The sequence below is a fragment of the Propionigenium maris DSM 9537 genome (assembly GCF_027925155.1).
GTDB classification, from domain to species: Bacteria; Fusobacteriota; Fusobacteriia; order Fusobacteriales; family Fusobacteriaceae; genus Propionigenium; species Propionigenium maris.
Map to the genome: position 1 here is coordinate 25,902 of NZ_BSDY01000011.1, position 16,925 is coordinate 42,826.

Here is a 16,925-nt window from a genome sequence, read left to right on the forward strand (position 1 = left end):
GGCTTCTGGGAAAAGTTTAGATTAGTTACTCAGGGGAGGTCCTGTGAACCTCCCCTGAGTAAGTTTTGTTGATGATGGAGGAAGATATGGTTGTATTTAAATTACTGAAAAATGTTATACTGTTTATCCTAAAAGAGCTGGCCTCCTTTGCTATAAAGATCCTTATTGTAGTAGCCATCCTTACAGGGATATTCATAAAGATCAGCGGAGACAGGGAGAAGAAGGTTGCCAGGATTAAGGATGATTCCTACCTGGAGCTGAACCTGTCCTCTGAGGTGGCGGAGAAGGGAGGAATGACCCTCTTTGCTATAGAGGGAGAGAACATAAACTTCTATAACCTCTTAAAGATACTGGACAGCGCAGAGAGGGATAGCAGGATAAAGGGAGTTATATTAAAGAGCGACGATGTAGCTCTTAACAGAGCCCAGATAGAGGAGCTCAGCGACAAGCTGACTGAGCTGAAGGAGGCAGGAAAGCCTGTATATGCCTTTAGCAGGGTTATGGATAACAGGAACTACTACCTGGCTGTTAATGCCAATGAGATAGTGATGCCCCCAAGCAGGGGAAGCAGCATAGACCTCAAGGGTTACTATACGGAATCCAGGTACCTTAAGAGGCTCACAGACAAGGTGGGTATAAAGTACAATGTTATCCATGTGGGAGACTACAAGGCCTTTGGGGAAACCTATGTAAGGGAGGATATGTCTCCAGAGAGGAAAGCAGACCTTACAAGGATACTGGACACTATATATGATGAGTTTGTGGCTAGGGTTGCTGAAAGAAGAAACCTTCCGAGAACCATATTAAACAGAAAGATACTGGACGGGGATTTTGTCTTGGCAGACCCGTTTAAGCTTAAGAAGGAGAGGCTTATAGACAGCCTGGAGTACTACCATGAGTTCCTGGAGAACAGAGGAATAGAAAATGTAGTGGGGCTGGGAGAGTATTCCAAGAATATTCACAGCCCCAAGGAGGTAAAGGATAAGATAGCAGTGGTATACGCTGAAGGGAATATCCTCTATTCAGCCCAGAGATCTCCCAAGGCTATAATTACCCCTGAAAACCTCATTAAGGAGCTGGATATGGCTGGGGAGAACCCCGATGTAAAGGGGATAGTGTTGAGGATAGATTCACCGGGAGGATCTGCTCTTGCCAGTGAGGTTATAAATGCCAAGATGAAGGAGATAGGGAAGCCTATCTACATCTCCATGGGTGGAACAGCAGCCTCTGGAGGATACTACATATCCTCAGCGGGACAGAAGATATACGCCAGCCGTGGAACGGTAACGGGATCCATAGGTGTGGTAAGTATAATTCCAAACTTCTCAGAGGTAAGCGAGAAGCTGGGAGTGAATACAGAGATAATCGAAAAGGGTAAGTTTTCAGGGATCTACTCCCTCTTTAACGAGATGACTGAGGAGGAGAGAGAGAGGATCTATGAATCCAGTCTGGGAGTTTACGAGGAGTTTAAGGAAAGAGTTTCCGGCGGAAGAGGAATAGACAGCGAAAGCCTTGAGAAGATAGCCGGCGGAAGAGTATGGCTGGGTGAAGAAGCTGTGGAAAACGGCCTGGTAGATGAGATCGGCGGAATAGAGGCCGCCATAGAGGGTATGGCAGAGTATCTGGAGCTAGAGGAGTACAGTGTAGTAGAGGTAAGGGATGAGAAGCCATTTGAAAGGTTCTTTATGAGCTACAGCTATATGAGAGGAGTCTACAGCAGGGTAATGGCTGTAATTTCCGGAGATGAGAAGGCTGTTGTAGAGGAGAATGAGCTCCTTGTAAGGCCGGTAATGTACCTTCCATACAAGATATAGGTCACTGGGGAAGTTATAAAATCTTTGAAAATGAGCCCTGAAAAAAGGAAAAATCGATAATTTTTCTAGAAAATAATCATAGGGGGGTGTATTTCTATGATTTTAACTAGGGCGAACTATATAATGAGTGTGGGCAGCAGCGGAGGAATATCTGACGGGATGCGCTTTGTAGCTATATTTTTTATGCTGGCATTTCTTATAGATTTTCTTATGTTGCTGGTCTGTGAAGAGGGAAGCAGGAAGATGCCTGTGAAGAGCTATATCTCGTATATGGTGATGTATTTTATATACCGGATATCATTGATATAAAAGGAGGAGCAGGTGCTCCTCCTTTTTTTAATCTTGATTTTTTATTCACTGTGCTATTTGAATAGTTTTCTAAAACTCTATGCAATATACGGTAAAGTTTCTTTAGAAAGGTATATGCTTATGTTCATTTCTTTTGATCAGCAAAAGAAACGAACCAAAGAAAAGCTGACCTCTTTAATTATTTCTCCAAAGTATAATAGTTACTCTACGACCTTTAGTAGCTACAGTCCTCGTTCCTACTGTAAAATATTAGCTTATCACTGCGGAACTTATTCTGTTGTACGGTCTAGCGCATAATTAAGCAGAAAGCCAGATTGATATTAAAGAGGATATTTAAAAGCAAAATTCGTGTAGATGGTCCACAAATTCATGCACTCATAATTAGTTTAATTCGTGGCAAGTGTTTAAAGTCTTTATAGAATAGCATATATTCATTTCTTTTGGTCAGCAATACCTCAAGAGTACTTCCTCATTTCATTCACTGCGAAGAAAGAAACCAAAGAAGGTTCGATACTTTTGTCTTGATACAAAAGTATCCCAAAAATCAAGTCTTTTGGCAATTGTCTCGTGAAAAGTAAATAATTTTAATTATTGTACTTTTCCGCAACGTTAAAGCTATTTTAACGTTGTTTCATTATGTATCAACGTAATGTATAGATTACGTTGTGGAGAAATATAATCGCTCTGAAAGAGCTCATTATTTCTCACAATTCCCCATTGCTCTCCTGGGCTCTCTACAGAGCCTAAAGGAGCTAAACGCAATGAAGTAAGCTTTTTAAGTGAAGTCCGACGACTGCCTGCAGCCAGCTCTTTAATTCATAATTCATGTAAATGCTCTCACAGACTTTTACTTTCAAAATTCATGTCAATTTGTGATAAAGGTCAAGAACTCTTTATTAGCCACCAATACACACCAATCATGCATAGCATACACTGTAGAAGTATTTTAAAGACATAACCAATGATGATGGAATCTCAGAATTACCTATGGTAATCTGAGTACTGATAATTATGCTCAGAAGTTCCTTCGCTAATTTTCCGCAATTGGTGTGGATTGGTGAAAATTAGTGGCAAAAACGTGTGAAGCAAGGAGTTAAGGTTTTAACGACTATGCTTCCCCGCAACGTTTTGATTTTAAAACGTTGTTTCTTTATAATTTTTCTCTGCGAACCTCTGCGATCTCCGTGTCTCTGTGTTAAAGGGCTTCTTTATAGGTTTATTTATTTGTTTAGAAGTTATTCGTGGTAGGTGTTTAAAGTCTTTTGTTTTAAAAGTTAAAAAGTTATTTCAAAGCCTCGTTTATATCGATGTGGCAGTAGCCTCCCGGGTTCTTTGTGAGGTAGTCCTGATGGTACTCCTCAGCATCGTAGAAGGATATCAGGGGAAGAACCTCGGTAACTATGGGAGCGGAGTAGCTGGAGGAGATCTCCTCTATATACTCCTCTATCTCCCGGGCCTCCTCCTCAGTCTTGTAGTAGATACCTGTACGGTACTGGGTACCCCTGTCGTTACCCTGTCTGTTTAACAGGGTGGGGTCGATTATCCTGAAAAGATACTTCAATATTCCCCTGAGATCTATGATCTCCTCATTATAGGTTATTCTGCATACCTCGGCGTGACCGGTGGTTCCTGTACACACCTCTCTATATGTGGGGTTCTCCTTGTGACCGTTGGCATATCCTACCCTTGTATCCACAACCCCTTTTATAAGTTTGTAGTAGGCTTCTACACCCCAAAAGCAGCCTCCTGCAACTACTATATCCTTCATGGTATCACCTCCAGAGTTTATAGGAGGTATATACGGGAAGATGGGGAGAAATCTTTTTTCCTCTTTTTTAGTATTCTCTTTTATAATTTTATTTGTTCTCCCTTGTTAATAATATCAATTTTTTTATTTATACCTTTTGTCTTGAAACAAAAGGTACCCAAAAGTTCAAGTCTTCCGGTAATTGTCTTTTTGGGTATGCTCAAAGTTCCCATTGCTCTCCTGGGCTCTCTACAGAGCCTAAAGGAGTTAAGCGCAATGAGGTGGATTATTATAGTGAAGTCCGACGACTACCTGCAGACAGCCACTTCCATTCAAAACCTTTCTTTTAGTAGATCGGCGCTAATCTGTAACTAAGATCAAAATTTCTTCTAGCCACGAATCTTCAAAAATTATGTGTAGCATAATGGAAGGACTATAAAGATATGATCTCTGGCCTTTCTGACTTTATTAGTGCCAATTCGTGTAATTCGTGACAAAGATGAGGTTTAAAGTTTTTTACTAATGGTTTATTGGTGTCTATCGGTGTTAATTGGTGGCAAAAATAAAGTTTATTTTTTCAAATAGAAATTAGGATTTTAGTTGACATCTAACTATTCTAATAGGATGAACATTTGCAAATTTTTGCAAACTTGGGGTATTATATAGGTGAATGATAACAGCCAGGTGGTGAAAAGATGAGAACAGATGTAGTAATCGGAGTGATATCCAATATAAGGGAGAAGAGTGCCCAGTTTATAAATAAAGAGCTTAAGGACAGGGGAGTAGAGGGCCTTATCAACAGCCACGGTACGGTGCTTTCAGCCATGTATGACAATGACGGAAAGATGACTATGAACGGTATAGCCAGGTTTGTGGGGAAGAGGAAATCTACCATCACAGATATGGTAAAGAAGCTGGAGAAGCTTGGATATGTGAGCAGGGAGAAGAGTAAGGAGGATGCCAGGGTAATAGAGGTAACCCTTACGGAGAAGGGATGGGAGTTCAGAGATATCTTTAAGGAGATAAGCAGGGAGCTTCTGGATAAGACCTATACCGGCTTTACAGAGGATGAGAAGGAGGTCCTTATGGGACTCCTCTTTAAGATAAGAAAAAACTTCAGGGAGGAGTAGTCCTTCCATATAGCAATCTCAATGGGGTTAGGCGTTATTTTATTGCAAAATCTATATTTAATGTGCTATAATCATAGGGCAAAAGCACAATAGGAGGAGGAGTATTCGGTGGTTAGAAAATTAAAATCAAAGAATAATAAAGCAGGTGGAGGACAGATGGATATCTTAAAGCAGGCTCAGGCGATGCAGCAGGAGATGCTAAAGATACAGGAAGGTCTTAAAGAAAAGGAATTAGAAACTTCTGTTGGTGGAGGAGCAGTAACTGTAAAGATCAACGGACAAAAAGAGATCCTTGAGATAAAGCTAAGCGACGAGATCGTAAAGGAAGCAGCTGAAGATGACAAGGAGATGCTAGAGGATCTAGTACTTTCTGCAGTATCTGAGGCTATGAGACAGGCTGAAGAGCTTGCTGAAAAGGAGATGGGTCAGGTAACTGGTGGAATCAACATTCCAGGACTTATCTAGTAATAGCTTTTAAAGGGGGAAAGGGCTTTTCCCTCTTTTTTCATACAAGAGAAAATCCATGTAGAGTTAAGGCAGGATAGGGTATCTCCCTTGGGTAGGGAGATGGGTTATAGCTGCTTTAACCTATTATTAAAGCTGAGGACGGGAGATGTTTTAAGATGGAGGAAAATAAGAAATATAGCAGGTATGGGGCAGTTCTCTACTTCATACTGAAGCTTGTATCTAAGACCCTGAGGTTCCAGATGGTAAAGAGCGATAAGGTGGATCCTGCCGACAACTATACCTATGGTTTCTGGCACAATAAGCTTGTTATAGCTTCTCTTTGTCTGGGATATACAGAGAAGGCCGCGGTACTTGCAAGCCCCTCAAAGGACGGAGAGCTCATAGCTGTTCCCCTTGAAAAGCTGGGATTTAAGGTGGTAAGGGGTTCATCCAATAAGGAAAGTGTAAAGAGTCTCATCAAGCTTATAGGCCTTGTGAGGAAGGGATATAATGCAGGAACTCCGGTAGATGGTCCTAAGGGTCCCATCTACAAGGTGAAACCGGGGATGCTCTATATAGCACAGAAATCCGGAAAGAAGATGATCCCGGTAGGAGGAGCCTTCAGCAATGCATGGGTATTTGAAAAGGCCTGGGATAAGTTTAACTTTCCAAAGCCCTTTTCCAGGGTAGCCTGTGTAGTGGGAGATCCAATAGAGATACCAAAGGACGCAGACTTAGATGAGTATGCACTGAAGATAGAGGCAGAGATCCACAGGCTGGACAGGGAAGCTGAGGAGCTTCTTAAGAAGTAGGGAGCTAAATTTATAATTGAAAATGTACGATTTAAAATTATAAAATGACTTTGCAGAAATGCAGTGAAGGATAACAAGACTAAAAGATCTGGTCACTAATGACACGAATTAACACGAATAAAATAGCAAAAGCTCAGGAGTAATTGAATAAATACCTATTATTTTTAAGTTAAAATCTTTAGATTTCTTCAATTTAAAAGTAAAAGAGGTTTTTGAAAAACTTCTGTGATTTAACTGTAAAGTCTTAGAATTCGTGTAGATTCGTGACAAAAAAGATTTTGAATTTAGAGAATTAAATTTATTTGGAGGATGATAGAGTGAGTAAGAATTTTTATGTAACTACACCGATATACTATGTAAATGGAGATCCCCATGTGGGAAGTGCTTATACGACAATTGCAGCAGACGTAATAGCAAGATACAAGAAGACTATGGGATACGACGTATTCTTCCTTACTGGAACAGATGAGCACGGTCAGAAGGTAGAGGAGACAGCTATAGCCAAGGGACACACGCCTCAGGAGTGGACAGACATCATGGCTCCAAGATTTAAGGAGATGTGGAAGACTCTGAATATTCAAAACGATGACTTTATCAGAACCACTGAGCCTAGACACGCAGATGCAGTGAGAAAGATAATCAAGAAGGTATATGACAAGGGGGATATCTACAAGGGTGCATATGAAGGAAAGTACTGTGTATCTTGTGAGACATTTGTTCCTGAGAACCAGATTGCCGGGGAGAATAACTGTCCAGACTGTGGTAAGGAGCTTAGAGTTGTAAAGGAGGAGTCATACTTCTTTAAGATGAGCAAGTATCAGGATGCCCTTCTTAAGCACATAGATGAAAATCCTGACTTCATCCTGCCTACTTCAAGAAGAAATGAGGTAATCTCATTTATCAAGCAGGGACTTAACGACCTGTCTATCTCAAGAAACACATTTAAGTGGGGGATCCCTCTTGAGTTTGAACCGGAGCACGTAACCTATGTATGGTTTGATGCCCTGACTAACTATATCACAGCTGCAGGATATGAGAATAACCCTGAGATGTTTGATAAGTTCTGGACAAATGGAGAGGTAGTACACCTTCTTGGAAAGGATATCCTGAGATTCCACGCTATTATCTGGCCATGTATGCTTATGGCAGCTGAGGAGAAGCTTCCTGAGAAGGTTGTAGCTCACGGTTGGTGGACTGTAGAGGGAGAGAAGATGTCTAAGTCCAAGGGGAATGTTGTGGATCCTATCGCTGAGACTGAAAAGTACGGTGTAGATGCATTCAGATACTTTGTAATGAGAGAGGTACACTTCGGTAACGACGGTGACTACTCGACAAACTCCATGGTAACAAGAGTAAATGCAGATCTTGCCAACGACCTTGGAAACCTTTTAAACAGAACTCTTGGAATGAGCAAGAAGTACTTTGGAAGTGTAGTTGTAGAGGGAACAGGACACGAGATCTATGACGATCAGATCAAGGAACTTTGGAGTGAGACTCTTGTCAATGTAGAGAAGCACATGGACAGACTGGAGTACTCAAAGGCACTTGAGGCTACGTGGAAGTTTATCTCCAGAATGAATAAGTATATAGATGAAACTATGCCTTGGGCTCTGGCTAAGGATGAGGAGAAGAAGGCAAGACTTGCTGTAGTTATGTATAACCTTGTAGAGGCTCTCTACAAGATAGCTGTAATGGTATACCCGTTCATTCCAGAGTCAGCAGGTAAGATCTGGGCTCAGCTTGGAGTGGAGAAGAATATAGAGGAAGCTAAGGTAGCAGATATCACAGCCTGGGGATCTATGGAATACGACCACAAGCTGGGAGAGGCACAGCCTATCTTCCCTAGAATAGAGATAGTTAAGGAGGAACCTAAGGCAGAGATCAAGGAGGATCTTGAGATAGAGAATCCTATTACAATAGATGATTTTGATAAGGTGGGAATCCAGGTAGTTGAGATCCTAGAGGCTGGGAATATAGAGGGAGCTAAGAACCTTCTTAAGTTTAAGGTGGATACTGGTTCAGAGATCAGACAGATAGTATCTGGTATCGCTAAGCACTATAAGAAGCCGGAGGAGCTTGTGGGGAAGAAGGTCCTTGCAGTAACTAACCTGGCTCCAGTAAAGCTTAGAGGAGAGCTAAGCCAGGGGATGCTTCTGACTACAGAGGAGAAGAAGAGATTAAAGTTAATCGAGATCGATTCTGTTGTTAAGCTGGGAGCGAAGGTAAAGTAGTAGATAGGAAAAAGTCTTCACGTATGTGAAGGCTTTTTTTATTGGGGGTAAGGTATTTTTACCAATTTATAGAAATATATTTACAGTAATTTTCATTTTACTTTTTAAAGTTCATTTCTTTTGGCCAGCAAAAGAAACGAACCAAAGAAAAGCTGGCCCTCTTTATAATTTCTCATAAGTAGTATAATTGATTTACGCCCTTTATGAGCTACAATCTCCCTTTTAAGAGTTACAACACAATGTATAGCAGTCGATAAACTTAATTTGTATAACGGCCTAGCAGATAAGTGAGTACAAAGACACATCGATATAAAGAGGGAAGTTTTAAAACTAAAAGTAAAGTTTATGGGAAGACTCCCTTCTTTGCAGGGCTCTCTCCAGAGCTTGAATAGGTTAAACGCAATGAAGTAAACTTTTAACGACTGACTTCAAACACTTTCGTTAATTTGAAACCTTTATTCGTGTAAATACTTCTGTTGGTTTTTACTTCCATAATTAGTGTAATTCGTGGTAAGTGTTTAGTTGTTTAATCTGTATAATCTGTGATTAAGATCAAAATATTTTTTTGCCACGAATTTACACGAATCTTCACTAATGGAATCTCTTTTTTTAGGATCCTTGGTCGGCTGCAGATAGTCGTCCTGCTCCACTTTCACCCATACTTCGTTTCGTCGAGCTCATTAGGTTCTATCCAGAGCCCATAAAAGAAACGGTTAATATGCTCTGCTCATAAAGACACTTATCGGAAGTCTTGAACTTTGGGCACCTTTTTTTGCCCTGACCGAAGGGAAGAAATGCCCTTGGGGTACAAGAGAAAGGTGCGAAAGGAATTTATAGTTTGTAAGAGAACGAACAAAAAAAGAAAGAGTTTGCAAACTCTTTCTTTTTTTTAAATGCTACTTTGGCATATGGGGTGTAAAGGGAGTAACCACATGGTTTACGGATGTTGCTGAGATTCCGGCCATACCAGTTGAAAGGCTGTTTTCACTGTCTTCATCCATACCAAAGGCTGCTATAAAGGTATCAGAAAGATCCTTCCTCTCTTCCTCAACTTTTTTAACTTCCTCTGATGTTGCCTTAGTTTTTTCTATCTTATTTTCTCTATCCCTTATCTCCTCATCACCAAATACAGAAAGACTCCATGCACCTGTAAGGATGAGGATTAACAGTAGTTTTTTCATAGAAGATACCTCCCTGAAATAACAAAAGCTATGAAAACCTACTGGGTAAAGATAAAGGTTTGAGGTAGATTAAATTAAAAAAAATTAATAAAAGAGGAGGGGTTATCCCTCCTCTTTTTATATAAAGTAATTACTTTCCATGACCGTATCCATGACCGTGTCTATAGCTATATGGAGTGAATGGCGGAGTAACCTGGTTTGCAGCAGCAGAGGATATAGCGGCCATACCAGGTCCCAAACTTCGGGCACTAGCACCTTGAGCACTAGGACCTCCCTCGCCAGTATCTCCAGCTGCAGCTGCATCCATTCCAAAGGCAGCCATGAAGGAATCTCCAAGTCCGCTGCTGGGAACAGCAGTAGCAGTTACAGGAGAGCTCTCAGCCTGAGTAGCAGGAGCATTATTATCAGTAGATGTATTCTCTTCTGCATAGAGGGCAGCTGAAGATAGTATGCAGAAAGATAGGATTAAAAGTGTTTTTTTCATGTGGTCCTCCTTGGTTTTTGAAGTTTCTTTGCTATTCAAAGAAAGTTAATAAAGAAAAAATTTTATATTAGAACTTTTATTTTCATTCTCTATTAAGAGAATGAGTTCATTTCTTGTCATGACACAAGAAACGAACCAAAGAAAGTCTAGGGCTTCATAATTGTCTTCTTGGGTATTATCAGCATTTCCGTTCCTTTGTCGGGCTCTCTACAGAGCCTGAAGAGGTTCGACGGAACGAAGTAACTATTTCTTGTGTAGCTAGTCGACTATGAACCCCGCCTTTTTAATTCACTTTAACCTTTGATAAAATCAAAAACTAAATGTATCTCATAATATGTAACCTAATAAAATCGGTAACTTATAAACTCAAAATTCTTAGGGTTCTTGGCCGACTGCAGTTAGTCGTTGACCTTCACTGAGATATGTTACTTCGACTCGTCATACAGGATAGGTTCTATCCAGAGCCTGTAAAAAGAGTCGAGAACTTTGCTATACCCTAAAAGACAATTAACGGAAGTCTTGACCTTTTAGGTACCTTTTGTGTCAAGACAAAAGGTACGAAATATCTTTTTATTTAATTGATATTTGTTTATGTTATTTGTAACAAATCAGCAATTAATTCTAAATTTAGAATGTGAAACCTACAGCCAGAGTTCCCAGGAACTTAACTGAATCTGCATCTTCGTCCTCTTTGAAGACATCCTGGGCAGCAAGTCCTATTGTTACCGGGTAAGCCGGCATAGGTACGATACTTGTACCAAGGGTAGTGATTCCCGATGTATAGTCGGCAACTAAACTCATCTGCGGGTGAACATATACTGCAGCAGATACGAATTCATCCCACTTGTGCTTTCTGTCGTTTCTTGTAGTTTTTGGGTCGTCCTTGCTGATATCTGCATAGGCGTTACTTCCCATACCTGCTGAGATTATTACCGGTGCAATATCGTTGGGGAACAGCTTTGTAACAGCTCCATAGTAACTTGGATCCAGCTCATCGTCGTGAGTCTCGTGCCATAGGTCTACATTGGAAACCCCCACAGAAACTCCCAGCCCATACTTAGGGATGTGTCTTCCCAGGCTTAGGTTTAATGATCCTCTGTTGAAGCATCCACCGTCGGTAGGATCGATACTACCTATGGAAAGGGACGCAGCTCCTCCCAGGTATTTTACCGGGTCACCAAAACCAGCACCCATTGCAAGGGCTCCGTCGGTATCATCGCTGTAGGTAGTACCAGCAAGGGATACGAAGGCTGTACCAAATCCAGGTACAAGACCAGATGGTGCTCCAAAGGAGAAGCCAGGCAGGGCAGCTAAGCCGCTGAAGTCATCTACCAGGTAGAATAGTTTGTCTGATTTTTCATCTAAAGATTTAGCCTTTAAATCTGTTAGGGCTGCAGATGAAGCAGCGGTGTTGGCAGTGGTTTCAGCCAGTGCCAGGGAACTGATAAGAAGCCCCCCCAGGATAATGGATTTCTGTAAGTTCATAATTTTTCCTCCCTTTAAGTGTTTCAAGTATATTTTAAGTTGTAATTAGTATGGGTAAGCTCATAGGAGGATCTAGTCATCTCCATAGCTCAGGTTGAGAAGAACCTTTGCAGGGGTCTCCTCTAAGATCTCAAGGTAGAGACCGTCTATTATTTTAAAGGTGGACCTTCCCACGATCGGAGGACGGTAAAAGTATCGGCCATCCTTCTCCACAGCTGCCTCAGGGATGTCCCTGCTGGAGATAACCCACGCAGAAGGTTTATACTTATTGTCGTTGATCTCCACCATCCTTCCCTTTATCACTTCGTATACCGGAGTATTATTTACAGGAAGGATGGATACCAGGGTCTCGGGAGGAGTGTAGTCCTCATCGATATACCAGACTATGATCCCTCCAGGATAGGGTAGCTTATTTGGGGTGTGAAGGAGACCTTCATCGATCTCCCTGTCCACGGGCTGTCTGTATTCTATAAGGAGATATCTCTCCAGTTCCTCATCCCCTCTGGCTTCAGAGAAGCCGTCGAAGATTATCTTATTTTTATCTATCTTCAGATCGAAGATCTTTTTTCCATCTGCTGTAACCCTGATATCCGATACATAGACTCCCTTTCTCCACTCCTTAATGGAGGGGAGGAGAACTCCCCTTATCTCCACGGTATGCCCGCTATACCTATTTAGGTCGTACTCAAAGGAGAGCCACTGTCTTCTATCCCCGTAGGGAAGCTCTCCCTTCCTGTTTTTCCTTTCCAGGAGTACCCAGTTGTCCCCGATAATTGGCTTTATATAGAGCCGGGCATTCCCTCTGTCCAGACTGGAGTTAAACCAGGCCTCCAGTTTCAGTAGGTTATCTGTATGCCTGGGGAGGTATGTGGTAAAGGTAAAGCTACTCCCCCTGTTGAAGAAGTTGTCGCTGTAGTATGTTTTCTTTGGCTTTATGGGAATGGTCGGTCTTTTTCCCGGCAACTTTATCTTAATGAGATTGTCGTTTTTCTTATTTCTACTGCTGTGGAGGGTCACAAAAAGAGGTTCCTCTTTCAGGTCCTCCAGCTCATATTCCTTGGTCTGGGCCCAGAAGGTCTGGATATTCTTCATATTATAGATGTTCTGAAGGTTATTTCTGTGGTAGCCTCCAAAGGAATTAAGCTTACTTCCGGGAATCTCGCCGCAGTAGAGATAGGCCATGCTGGACCAGAATCCCACAGTGGAACTTTTCCCATAGAGGTCTGAGAGCCCCAGAAAGTGTCCTATCTCGTGGATGTAGAGATCCAGGGGGATATCCTGGGGTATGAGGGAGAATTTATTGACTATCCACTTCCTTCCCTCATGATCGGCAAAGTAGGCAAAGGGTCCCTTTGAGATATCTGAAAATGTGTTGTAGTGGGGCCAGATAGCCCTGCTCCCAAGGGAGTTTTTAAATTGCTCTCCCCTGCCGGCATAGACGATGACGATGCCGTCGATGATGCCGTCTCCCTCCAGATCATACCTGGAAAAATCCACTTCCTCCTCCACCAGTTTGTCGATGGCTTCCCTTACGAGATCGGCAGCACCCTGCCTGTCCCCCTTGCCCTGGATATTCCTTCCATAGTGTTCAGAGGGCTTGGAAGCAGTATACCACCCGTAGATGTCCCCCACCTCTCCCTCGAGGGAGAAGGTTCCACCAGACTCCATCTGAAAAAATCTTCTGGCAGAGATGAGTTTTTCACCGTTGTATGCAGCATAGGTTTCTTCTGCAAAAAACATCTCACCGTAGAGGGAAGGATTAAACTCCTCCCCCTTACGCTTATTTATAAGTTCCTCCTCCCTCAGGTGGAGGGATCTATAGCTGTAATCTGGAAAGTCCATCAGAACCGTCAGGGGTCTGAAGGTTTCTCCCAGGGTGATGACACTGATAATTAAAAATAAGATTATCTTCATGGCAGGCCTCCTGGAGTAAAGTCGGAAAGCTTTTTAAGAATAATAGCTTATTTATTTTTAATACCAGAAAAACTAAAAATCAACAAAATTCATAAAAAATATATTATTTAACAGGATAGATGATACAGAGAATCTTTTTAAAAAACAAGGGACAAAGTCACCATTTGATAATTTTTTTACAATATGATTATTTTAAAATGGATTTAGAAGTAAAGATTTAAACATTTGAGAAGAATTCTCCCAAGGGGATTTCTTGCTTAAATCAAGGATTTTTAACGACTATGATTTATGCCAATGACTCTTGTGGTTACTCGCTACCCTCACAGCATTCCACGGATTATGGAAGTGGAAGTCTGTGGAAGTATTTACAAAGAATAAAAAGTTAAATTGGTAAACCGTGATGATGGAAGCAATAAAAACAAACCCTTCAACACAGAGACACAAAGTTCTCAGAGGTTCTCAGAGGGACCTGTGAAGGAAACAACGTTTAAAAATTAAAACGTTGCGGGAAATCATAGTCGTCAATATTTTGACTCCTTGATTTACACGATTTAGTCACGAATTATACGAATTGGCACTAATAAAGACTTAAAAACTAAATATTTGCCACGGATAAACACGGATTATGAAAAAGAAAATCTGTGGGAGCATTAATACAATAAAGTTTGATTTAATTTGTGAAGATCAGTGCAAATTAGTGGTTAAAAGAACTTGATCACGGTCGCAGATTAACGCAGATTCAATCAATTAACCTTTGAAGATTAAGAACTAACCACGAATGACACAAATTATGAAAGCAGAGATTTGTGTAAGTATTTACACGAATTATGGTTGTAAATAATTAAACACCGTCTTTATATCGATAGAGCTTTGCGCTTAGTTATTCACTAGGCCGTACGACAGAATAAGTTCCGCACCGATAAACTCGTATGTTTTGCAGTGGGAGCGAGGACTGTAGCTATTAAAGGCCGTAGAGGAATAATTCAACTCAAGAGAGATGATAAAGAGGGCCAGTTTTTCTTTGGTTCGTTTCTTCGCAGTGAATGAAATGAGGAAGTACTCTTGGGGTATTGCTGGTCAAAAGAAATGAACTCACAAAGTGAAATAAGGTTTTATAAAGAGTAAAAATTTAAATTTCAAATACCCCCATTGAGGGGATGTACTTCCCCCTTACCAAGGGGAGAAGATAGGAGAGAAAAAGGAAAATATTTGCCACGAATATTCACTAATCAACACCAATTGCTGAGAATTAGCGAAGGAGCTTCTGAGCATAATTATCAGTACTCAGATTGCCATAGGTAATTCTGAGATTCCATCACCATTGGTTTCATTTTTAGAATACGTCCATAGTGCATCTATAGAATTAGTGAAGATTCGTGTTAATTTGTGGCAAGGATTAAGGTTTTATATCTTTTTCTTTCTTTATCTCTGCGACTTTCAGCTTTTCCCTATGGGGGACTCGGTTTCCGGGAAGGAAAAGTGATAAAACTTAAGGAACAATTGACAAAGTCACTGTTATTTTTATCCTATATTTTATAAAATAAGCTTTGATGAAATAAGGGAATTTGGGGAGGAGAGTGAAAATAATTTAGTAATGGGTGACAAAGTCACTTATATCTAGTGAAATTTTAGTATATACTATTTAAGGTCTAAAATTGTACCCAGAAGCAAGAATTAAAGGAAGGTAGGAGTATAGGATATCTAAAGAAAGTTGACAAGATCAACCGGATAAAGAGTGATTTTAGTGCCTGGTCTTTATTAAAGTAAAGAAGAGGGATTGGTGGAGTATTTTCGAAGTGTTAAGTAAATTATTTTTATTTTATTAACTTTTGGAATACCCAATTAATTCTTTAAAAAATTAACTTAAAGTAAATGGAGGAAGAAGAGGTTGAAGAGATCGAAGAGAATGTATGAAGAGGAACTCTACTACGATGAGGGAGCAGATGAGGATGAGATAGAGCTCATGGATCTGGTGTTTATCCTGGTGAGAAGGTGGAAGCTTATTGGAATTACCACTGCAGGTATGGCGGTACTGGGAGTAGTATTTGCCCTGGTAAAGCCTGATGTTTATACAGCCAGCACAAAGCTAATGATATCCAGCGGAAATTACAGTGCAAGATCTCTGGACAAAAATGAGCTGAGCCTGAATCAGCAGCTGGTAACTACCTATACTGAGATAGCCAAGAACAGGGAAGTATCCATGGATATAATCAGAAAGTTTGGACTGGACATGACTCCAGGTGCAATGGCTAAGAAGATAAAGGTAAGCCCTGTGGGAGACACGGAGTTTATTAAGATAGGTTATACAGACGGGGAGCCCCGTATGGCGGCTATGATCTCCAATGAGATAGCCAGAGCCTTTGTGGTAAGGGTAAGAGAGGTAATGGGAACCCAGAACCTGAAGGTTGTGGAACAGGCAGAGACACCGATCTATCCGTCGGGAACTAGCAAGAAGCTGATAGTAGCTATAGCCATAGTACTGGGGGGAATGATAGGAGTATTTATCGCCTTTGGTCTGGAGTTTTTCCACAATACCATCAGAAAACCGGAAGACATAGAGGGGATCCTGGGGGTATCTGTTATCGGAAGCATACCTGATTTTGAGGATTTAGAAGCTAGGGAGGCAAAGAAGAATGGCAAGAGATAGAGATAGAGACATACAGCAGGCACAGAGAAAGATATTTTTTAATGAGGATACAAACTCTCCCATGGCAGAGGCCTTCAGAGGGCTGAGAACCAACCTCTACTTTATGAATGAGAGGGAGGAGTGCCACGTGGTGGTGTTTACAAGCTCGGTTCCCAAGGAGGGAAAGACCACTGTGGCAGCCAACTACGCCATGAGTACAGCTGTAAACGGGAAGAGGACCCTGATCATAGACTGCGATATAAAGAGACCAAGGATAGACAACGCCTTTGATATAGAGGCTAGGGGAGGACTTCTGGCTCACCTGAGGGGAGAGAAGGAGCTTGCAGAGTGCATCGTAAGGGAGAGGTACAGAAACCTGGATATCCTTCCTACCAAGGGAAGCACCGAGTATACCACTGAGATGTTCCACAGCCAGAAGTTTGCTGGTGTAGTGGAGGAACTGAAGAAGAACTACGATCAGATTGTAATAGATACAGCTCCAGTGGGAGTAGCGGGAGAAGCGGGAATCATCTCCAAGCACGCCCACGGGGTAGTTGTGGTGTGTGGTTATGACATGATAAACAAGAAGCAGCTGATGCATACCAAGAAACACCTTGAAAATGCAGGGGCAAATATCTACGGCGCTGTGGTAAACAGGATAGACAGAAGCGGTTACGCATACGGATCATACAGCTACTACACAGATTATTACAAGTACTACAATGAATATCAGCAGGGGTAGCCT

The 16,925-nt window shown here is 41.4% G+C and carries 13 protein-coding genes; 8 read left to right on the forward strand and 5 right to left on the reverse strand.

All coding sequences use genetic code 11. The annotated features are described in order from the left end of the window. The first annotated feature begins 86 nt into the window (after positions 1 to 86). Together sppA and QMG11_RS12140 are read left to right on the forward strand one after the other, a co-directional pair. Entirely contained in the window at positions 87 to 1,814 is a 1,728-nt protein-coding gene (gene sppA / locus QMG11_RS12135) for a signal peptide peptidase SppA (RefSeq protein WP_281836284.1), read from the forward strand. A 96-nt stretch (positions 1,815 to 1,910) separates the two neighbouring features. Beyond that, positions 1,911 to 2,123: a hypothetical protein gene (locus QMG11_RS12140; protein WP_281836285.1), complete on the forward strand. Its 213-nt coding sequence runs from the start codon at positions 1,911 to 1,913 to the stop codon at positions 2,121 to 2,123. A gap of 1,282 nt (positions 2,124 to 3,405) precedes the next feature. Here the strand turns inward: QMG11_RS12140 and msrA are convergent. After that, on the reverse strand, positions 3,406 to 3,891 hold the full coding sequence (msrA, locus tag QMG11_RS12145; RefSeq protein WP_281836287.1) for a peptide-methionine (S)-S-oxide reductase MsrA: 486 nt from the start codon (positions 3,889 to 3,891) through the stop codon (positions 3,406 to 3,408). Positions 3,892 to 4,565: 674 nt separating this feature from the next. Between msrA and QMG11_RS12150 the strand changes: the two genes are divergently transcribed. The 4 genes from QMG11_RS12150 to metG all read left to right on the forward strand — a co-directional run bounded on the left by QMG11_RS12150 (position 4,566) and on the right by metG (position 8,490). Next, on the forward strand, positions 4,566 to 5,000 hold the full coding sequence (locus QMG11_RS12150; protein WP_281836289.1) for a MarR family winged helix-turn-helix transcriptional regulator: 435 nt from the start codon (positions 4,566 to 4,568) through the stop codon (positions 4,998 to 5,000). 108 nt (positions 5,001 to 5,108) lie between these two features. Next, positions 5,109 to 5,465 carry a YbaB/EbfC family nucleoid-associated protein gene (locus QMG11_RS12155; protein ID WP_281836291.1) on the forward strand — a complete coding sequence of 119 codons (357 nt, stop codon included), beginning with the start codon at positions 5,109 to 5,111 and terminating at the stop codon, positions 5,463 to 5,465. Positions 5,466 to 5,623: 158 nt separating this feature from the next. Further along, positions 5,624 to 6,259 carry a lysophospholipid acyltransferase family protein gene (locus QMG11_RS12160; protein ID WP_281836292.1) on the forward strand — a complete coding sequence of 212 codons (636 nt, stop codon included), beginning with the start codon at positions 5,624 to 5,626 and terminating at the stop codon, positions 6,257 to 6,259. Between the two features lie 317 nt (positions 6,260 to 6,576). After that, positions 6,577 to 8,490, forward strand: a complete 1,914-nt coding sequence (gene metG / locus QMG11_RS12165; protein ID WP_281836294.1) for a methionine--tRNA ligase — start codon at positions 6,577 to 6,579, stop codon at positions 8,488 to 8,490. Between the two features lie 896 nt (positions 8,491 to 9,386). Here the strand turns inward: metG and QMG11_RS12170 are convergent. The 4 genes from QMG11_RS12170 to QMG11_RS12185 all read right to left on the reverse strand — a co-directional run bounded on the left by QMG11_RS12170 (position 9,387) and on the right by QMG11_RS12185 (position 13,554). Beyond that, complete coding sequence (locus tag QMG11_RS12170; RefSeq protein ID WP_281836296.1) at positions 9,387 to 9,671, reverse strand: hypothetical protein; 285 nt, start codon at positions 9,669 to 9,671, stop codon at positions 9,387 to 9,389. Positions 9,672 to 9,801: 130 nt separating this feature from the next. Continuing rightward, on the reverse strand, positions 9,802 to 10,155 hold the full coding sequence (locus tag QMG11_RS12175; protein WP_281836298.1) for a hypothetical protein: 354 nt from the start codon (positions 10,153 to 10,155) through the stop codon (positions 9,802 to 9,804). A 627-nt stretch (positions 10,156 to 10,782) separates the two neighbouring features. After that, a complete protein-coding gene (locus tag QMG11_RS12180) occupies positions 10,783 to 11,640 on the reverse strand; it encodes a hypothetical protein (RefSeq protein ID WP_281836300.1) in 858 nt (285 codons plus the stop codon). A gap of 72 nt (positions 11,641 to 11,712) precedes the next feature. Then, on the reverse strand, positions 11,713 to 13,554 hold the full coding sequence (locus QMG11_RS12185) for a M6 family metalloprotease domain-containing protein (protein ID WP_281836301.1): 1,842 nt from the start codon (positions 13,552 to 13,554) through the stop codon (positions 11,713 to 11,715). A gap of 1,888 nt (positions 13,555 to 15,442) precedes the next feature. Between QMG11_RS12185 and QMG11_RS12190 the strand changes: the two genes are divergently transcribed. Together QMG11_RS12190 and QMG11_RS12195 are read left to right on the forward strand one after the other, a co-directional pair. Beyond that, positions 15,443 to 16,201 (forward strand): YveK family protein, encoded by a 759-nt coding sequence (locus tag QMG11_RS12190; RefSeq protein ID WP_281836302.1) that lies wholly within the window; start codon positions 15,443 to 15,445, stop codon positions 16,199 to 16,201. Then, positions 16,188 to 16,922, forward strand: a complete 735-nt coding sequence (locus QMG11_RS12195) for a CpsD/CapB family tyrosine-protein kinase (protein ID WP_281836303.1) — start codon at positions 16,188 to 16,190, stop codon at positions 16,920 to 16,922. The genes QMG11_RS12190 and QMG11_RS12195 overlap by 14 nt, the downstream gene beginning before the upstream one ends. Positions 16,923 to 16,925 lie beyond the last annotated feature (3 nt).

Coding starts and splice junctions, on each gene's coding strand:
- QMG11_RS12140 (WP_281836285.1), top strand. CDS start 1,911: ATGATTTTAACTAGGGCGAACTATATAATGAGTGTGGGCAGCAGCGGA.
- QMG11_RS12170 (WP_281836296.1), bottom strand. CDS start 9,671: ATGAAAAAACTACTGTTAATCCTCATCCTTACAGGTGCATGGAGTCTT.
- QMG11_RS12175 (WP_281836298.1), bottom strand. CDS start 10,155: ATGAAAAAAACACTTTTAATCCTATCTTTCTGCATACTATCTTCAGCT.
- QMG11_RS12150 (WP_281836289.1), top strand. CDS start 4,566: ATGAGAACAGATGTAGTAATCGGAGTGATATCCAATATAAGGGAGAAG.
- QMG11_RS12185 (WP_281836301.1), bottom strand. CDS start 13,554: ATGAAGATAATCTTATTTTTAATTATCAGTGTCATCACCCTGGGAGAA.
- QMG11_RS12180 (WP_281836300.1), bottom strand. CDS start 11,640: ATGAACTTACAGAAATCCATTATCCTGGGGGGGCTTCTTATCAGTTCC.
- sppA (WP_281836284.1), top strand. CDS start 87: ATGGTTGTATTTAAATTACTGAAAAATGTTATACTGTTTATCCTAAAA.
- msrA (WP_281836287.1), bottom strand. CDS start 3,891: ATGAAGGATATAGTAGTTGCAGGAGGCTGCTTTTGGGGTGTAGAAGCC.
- QMG11_RS12160 (WP_281836292.1), top strand. CDS start 5,624: ATGGAGGAAAATAAGAAATATAGCAGGTATGGGGCAGTTCTCTACTTC.
- QMG11_RS12195 (WP_281836303.1), top strand. CDS start 16,188: ATGGCAAGAGATAGAGATAGAGACATACAGCAGGCACAGAGAAAGATA.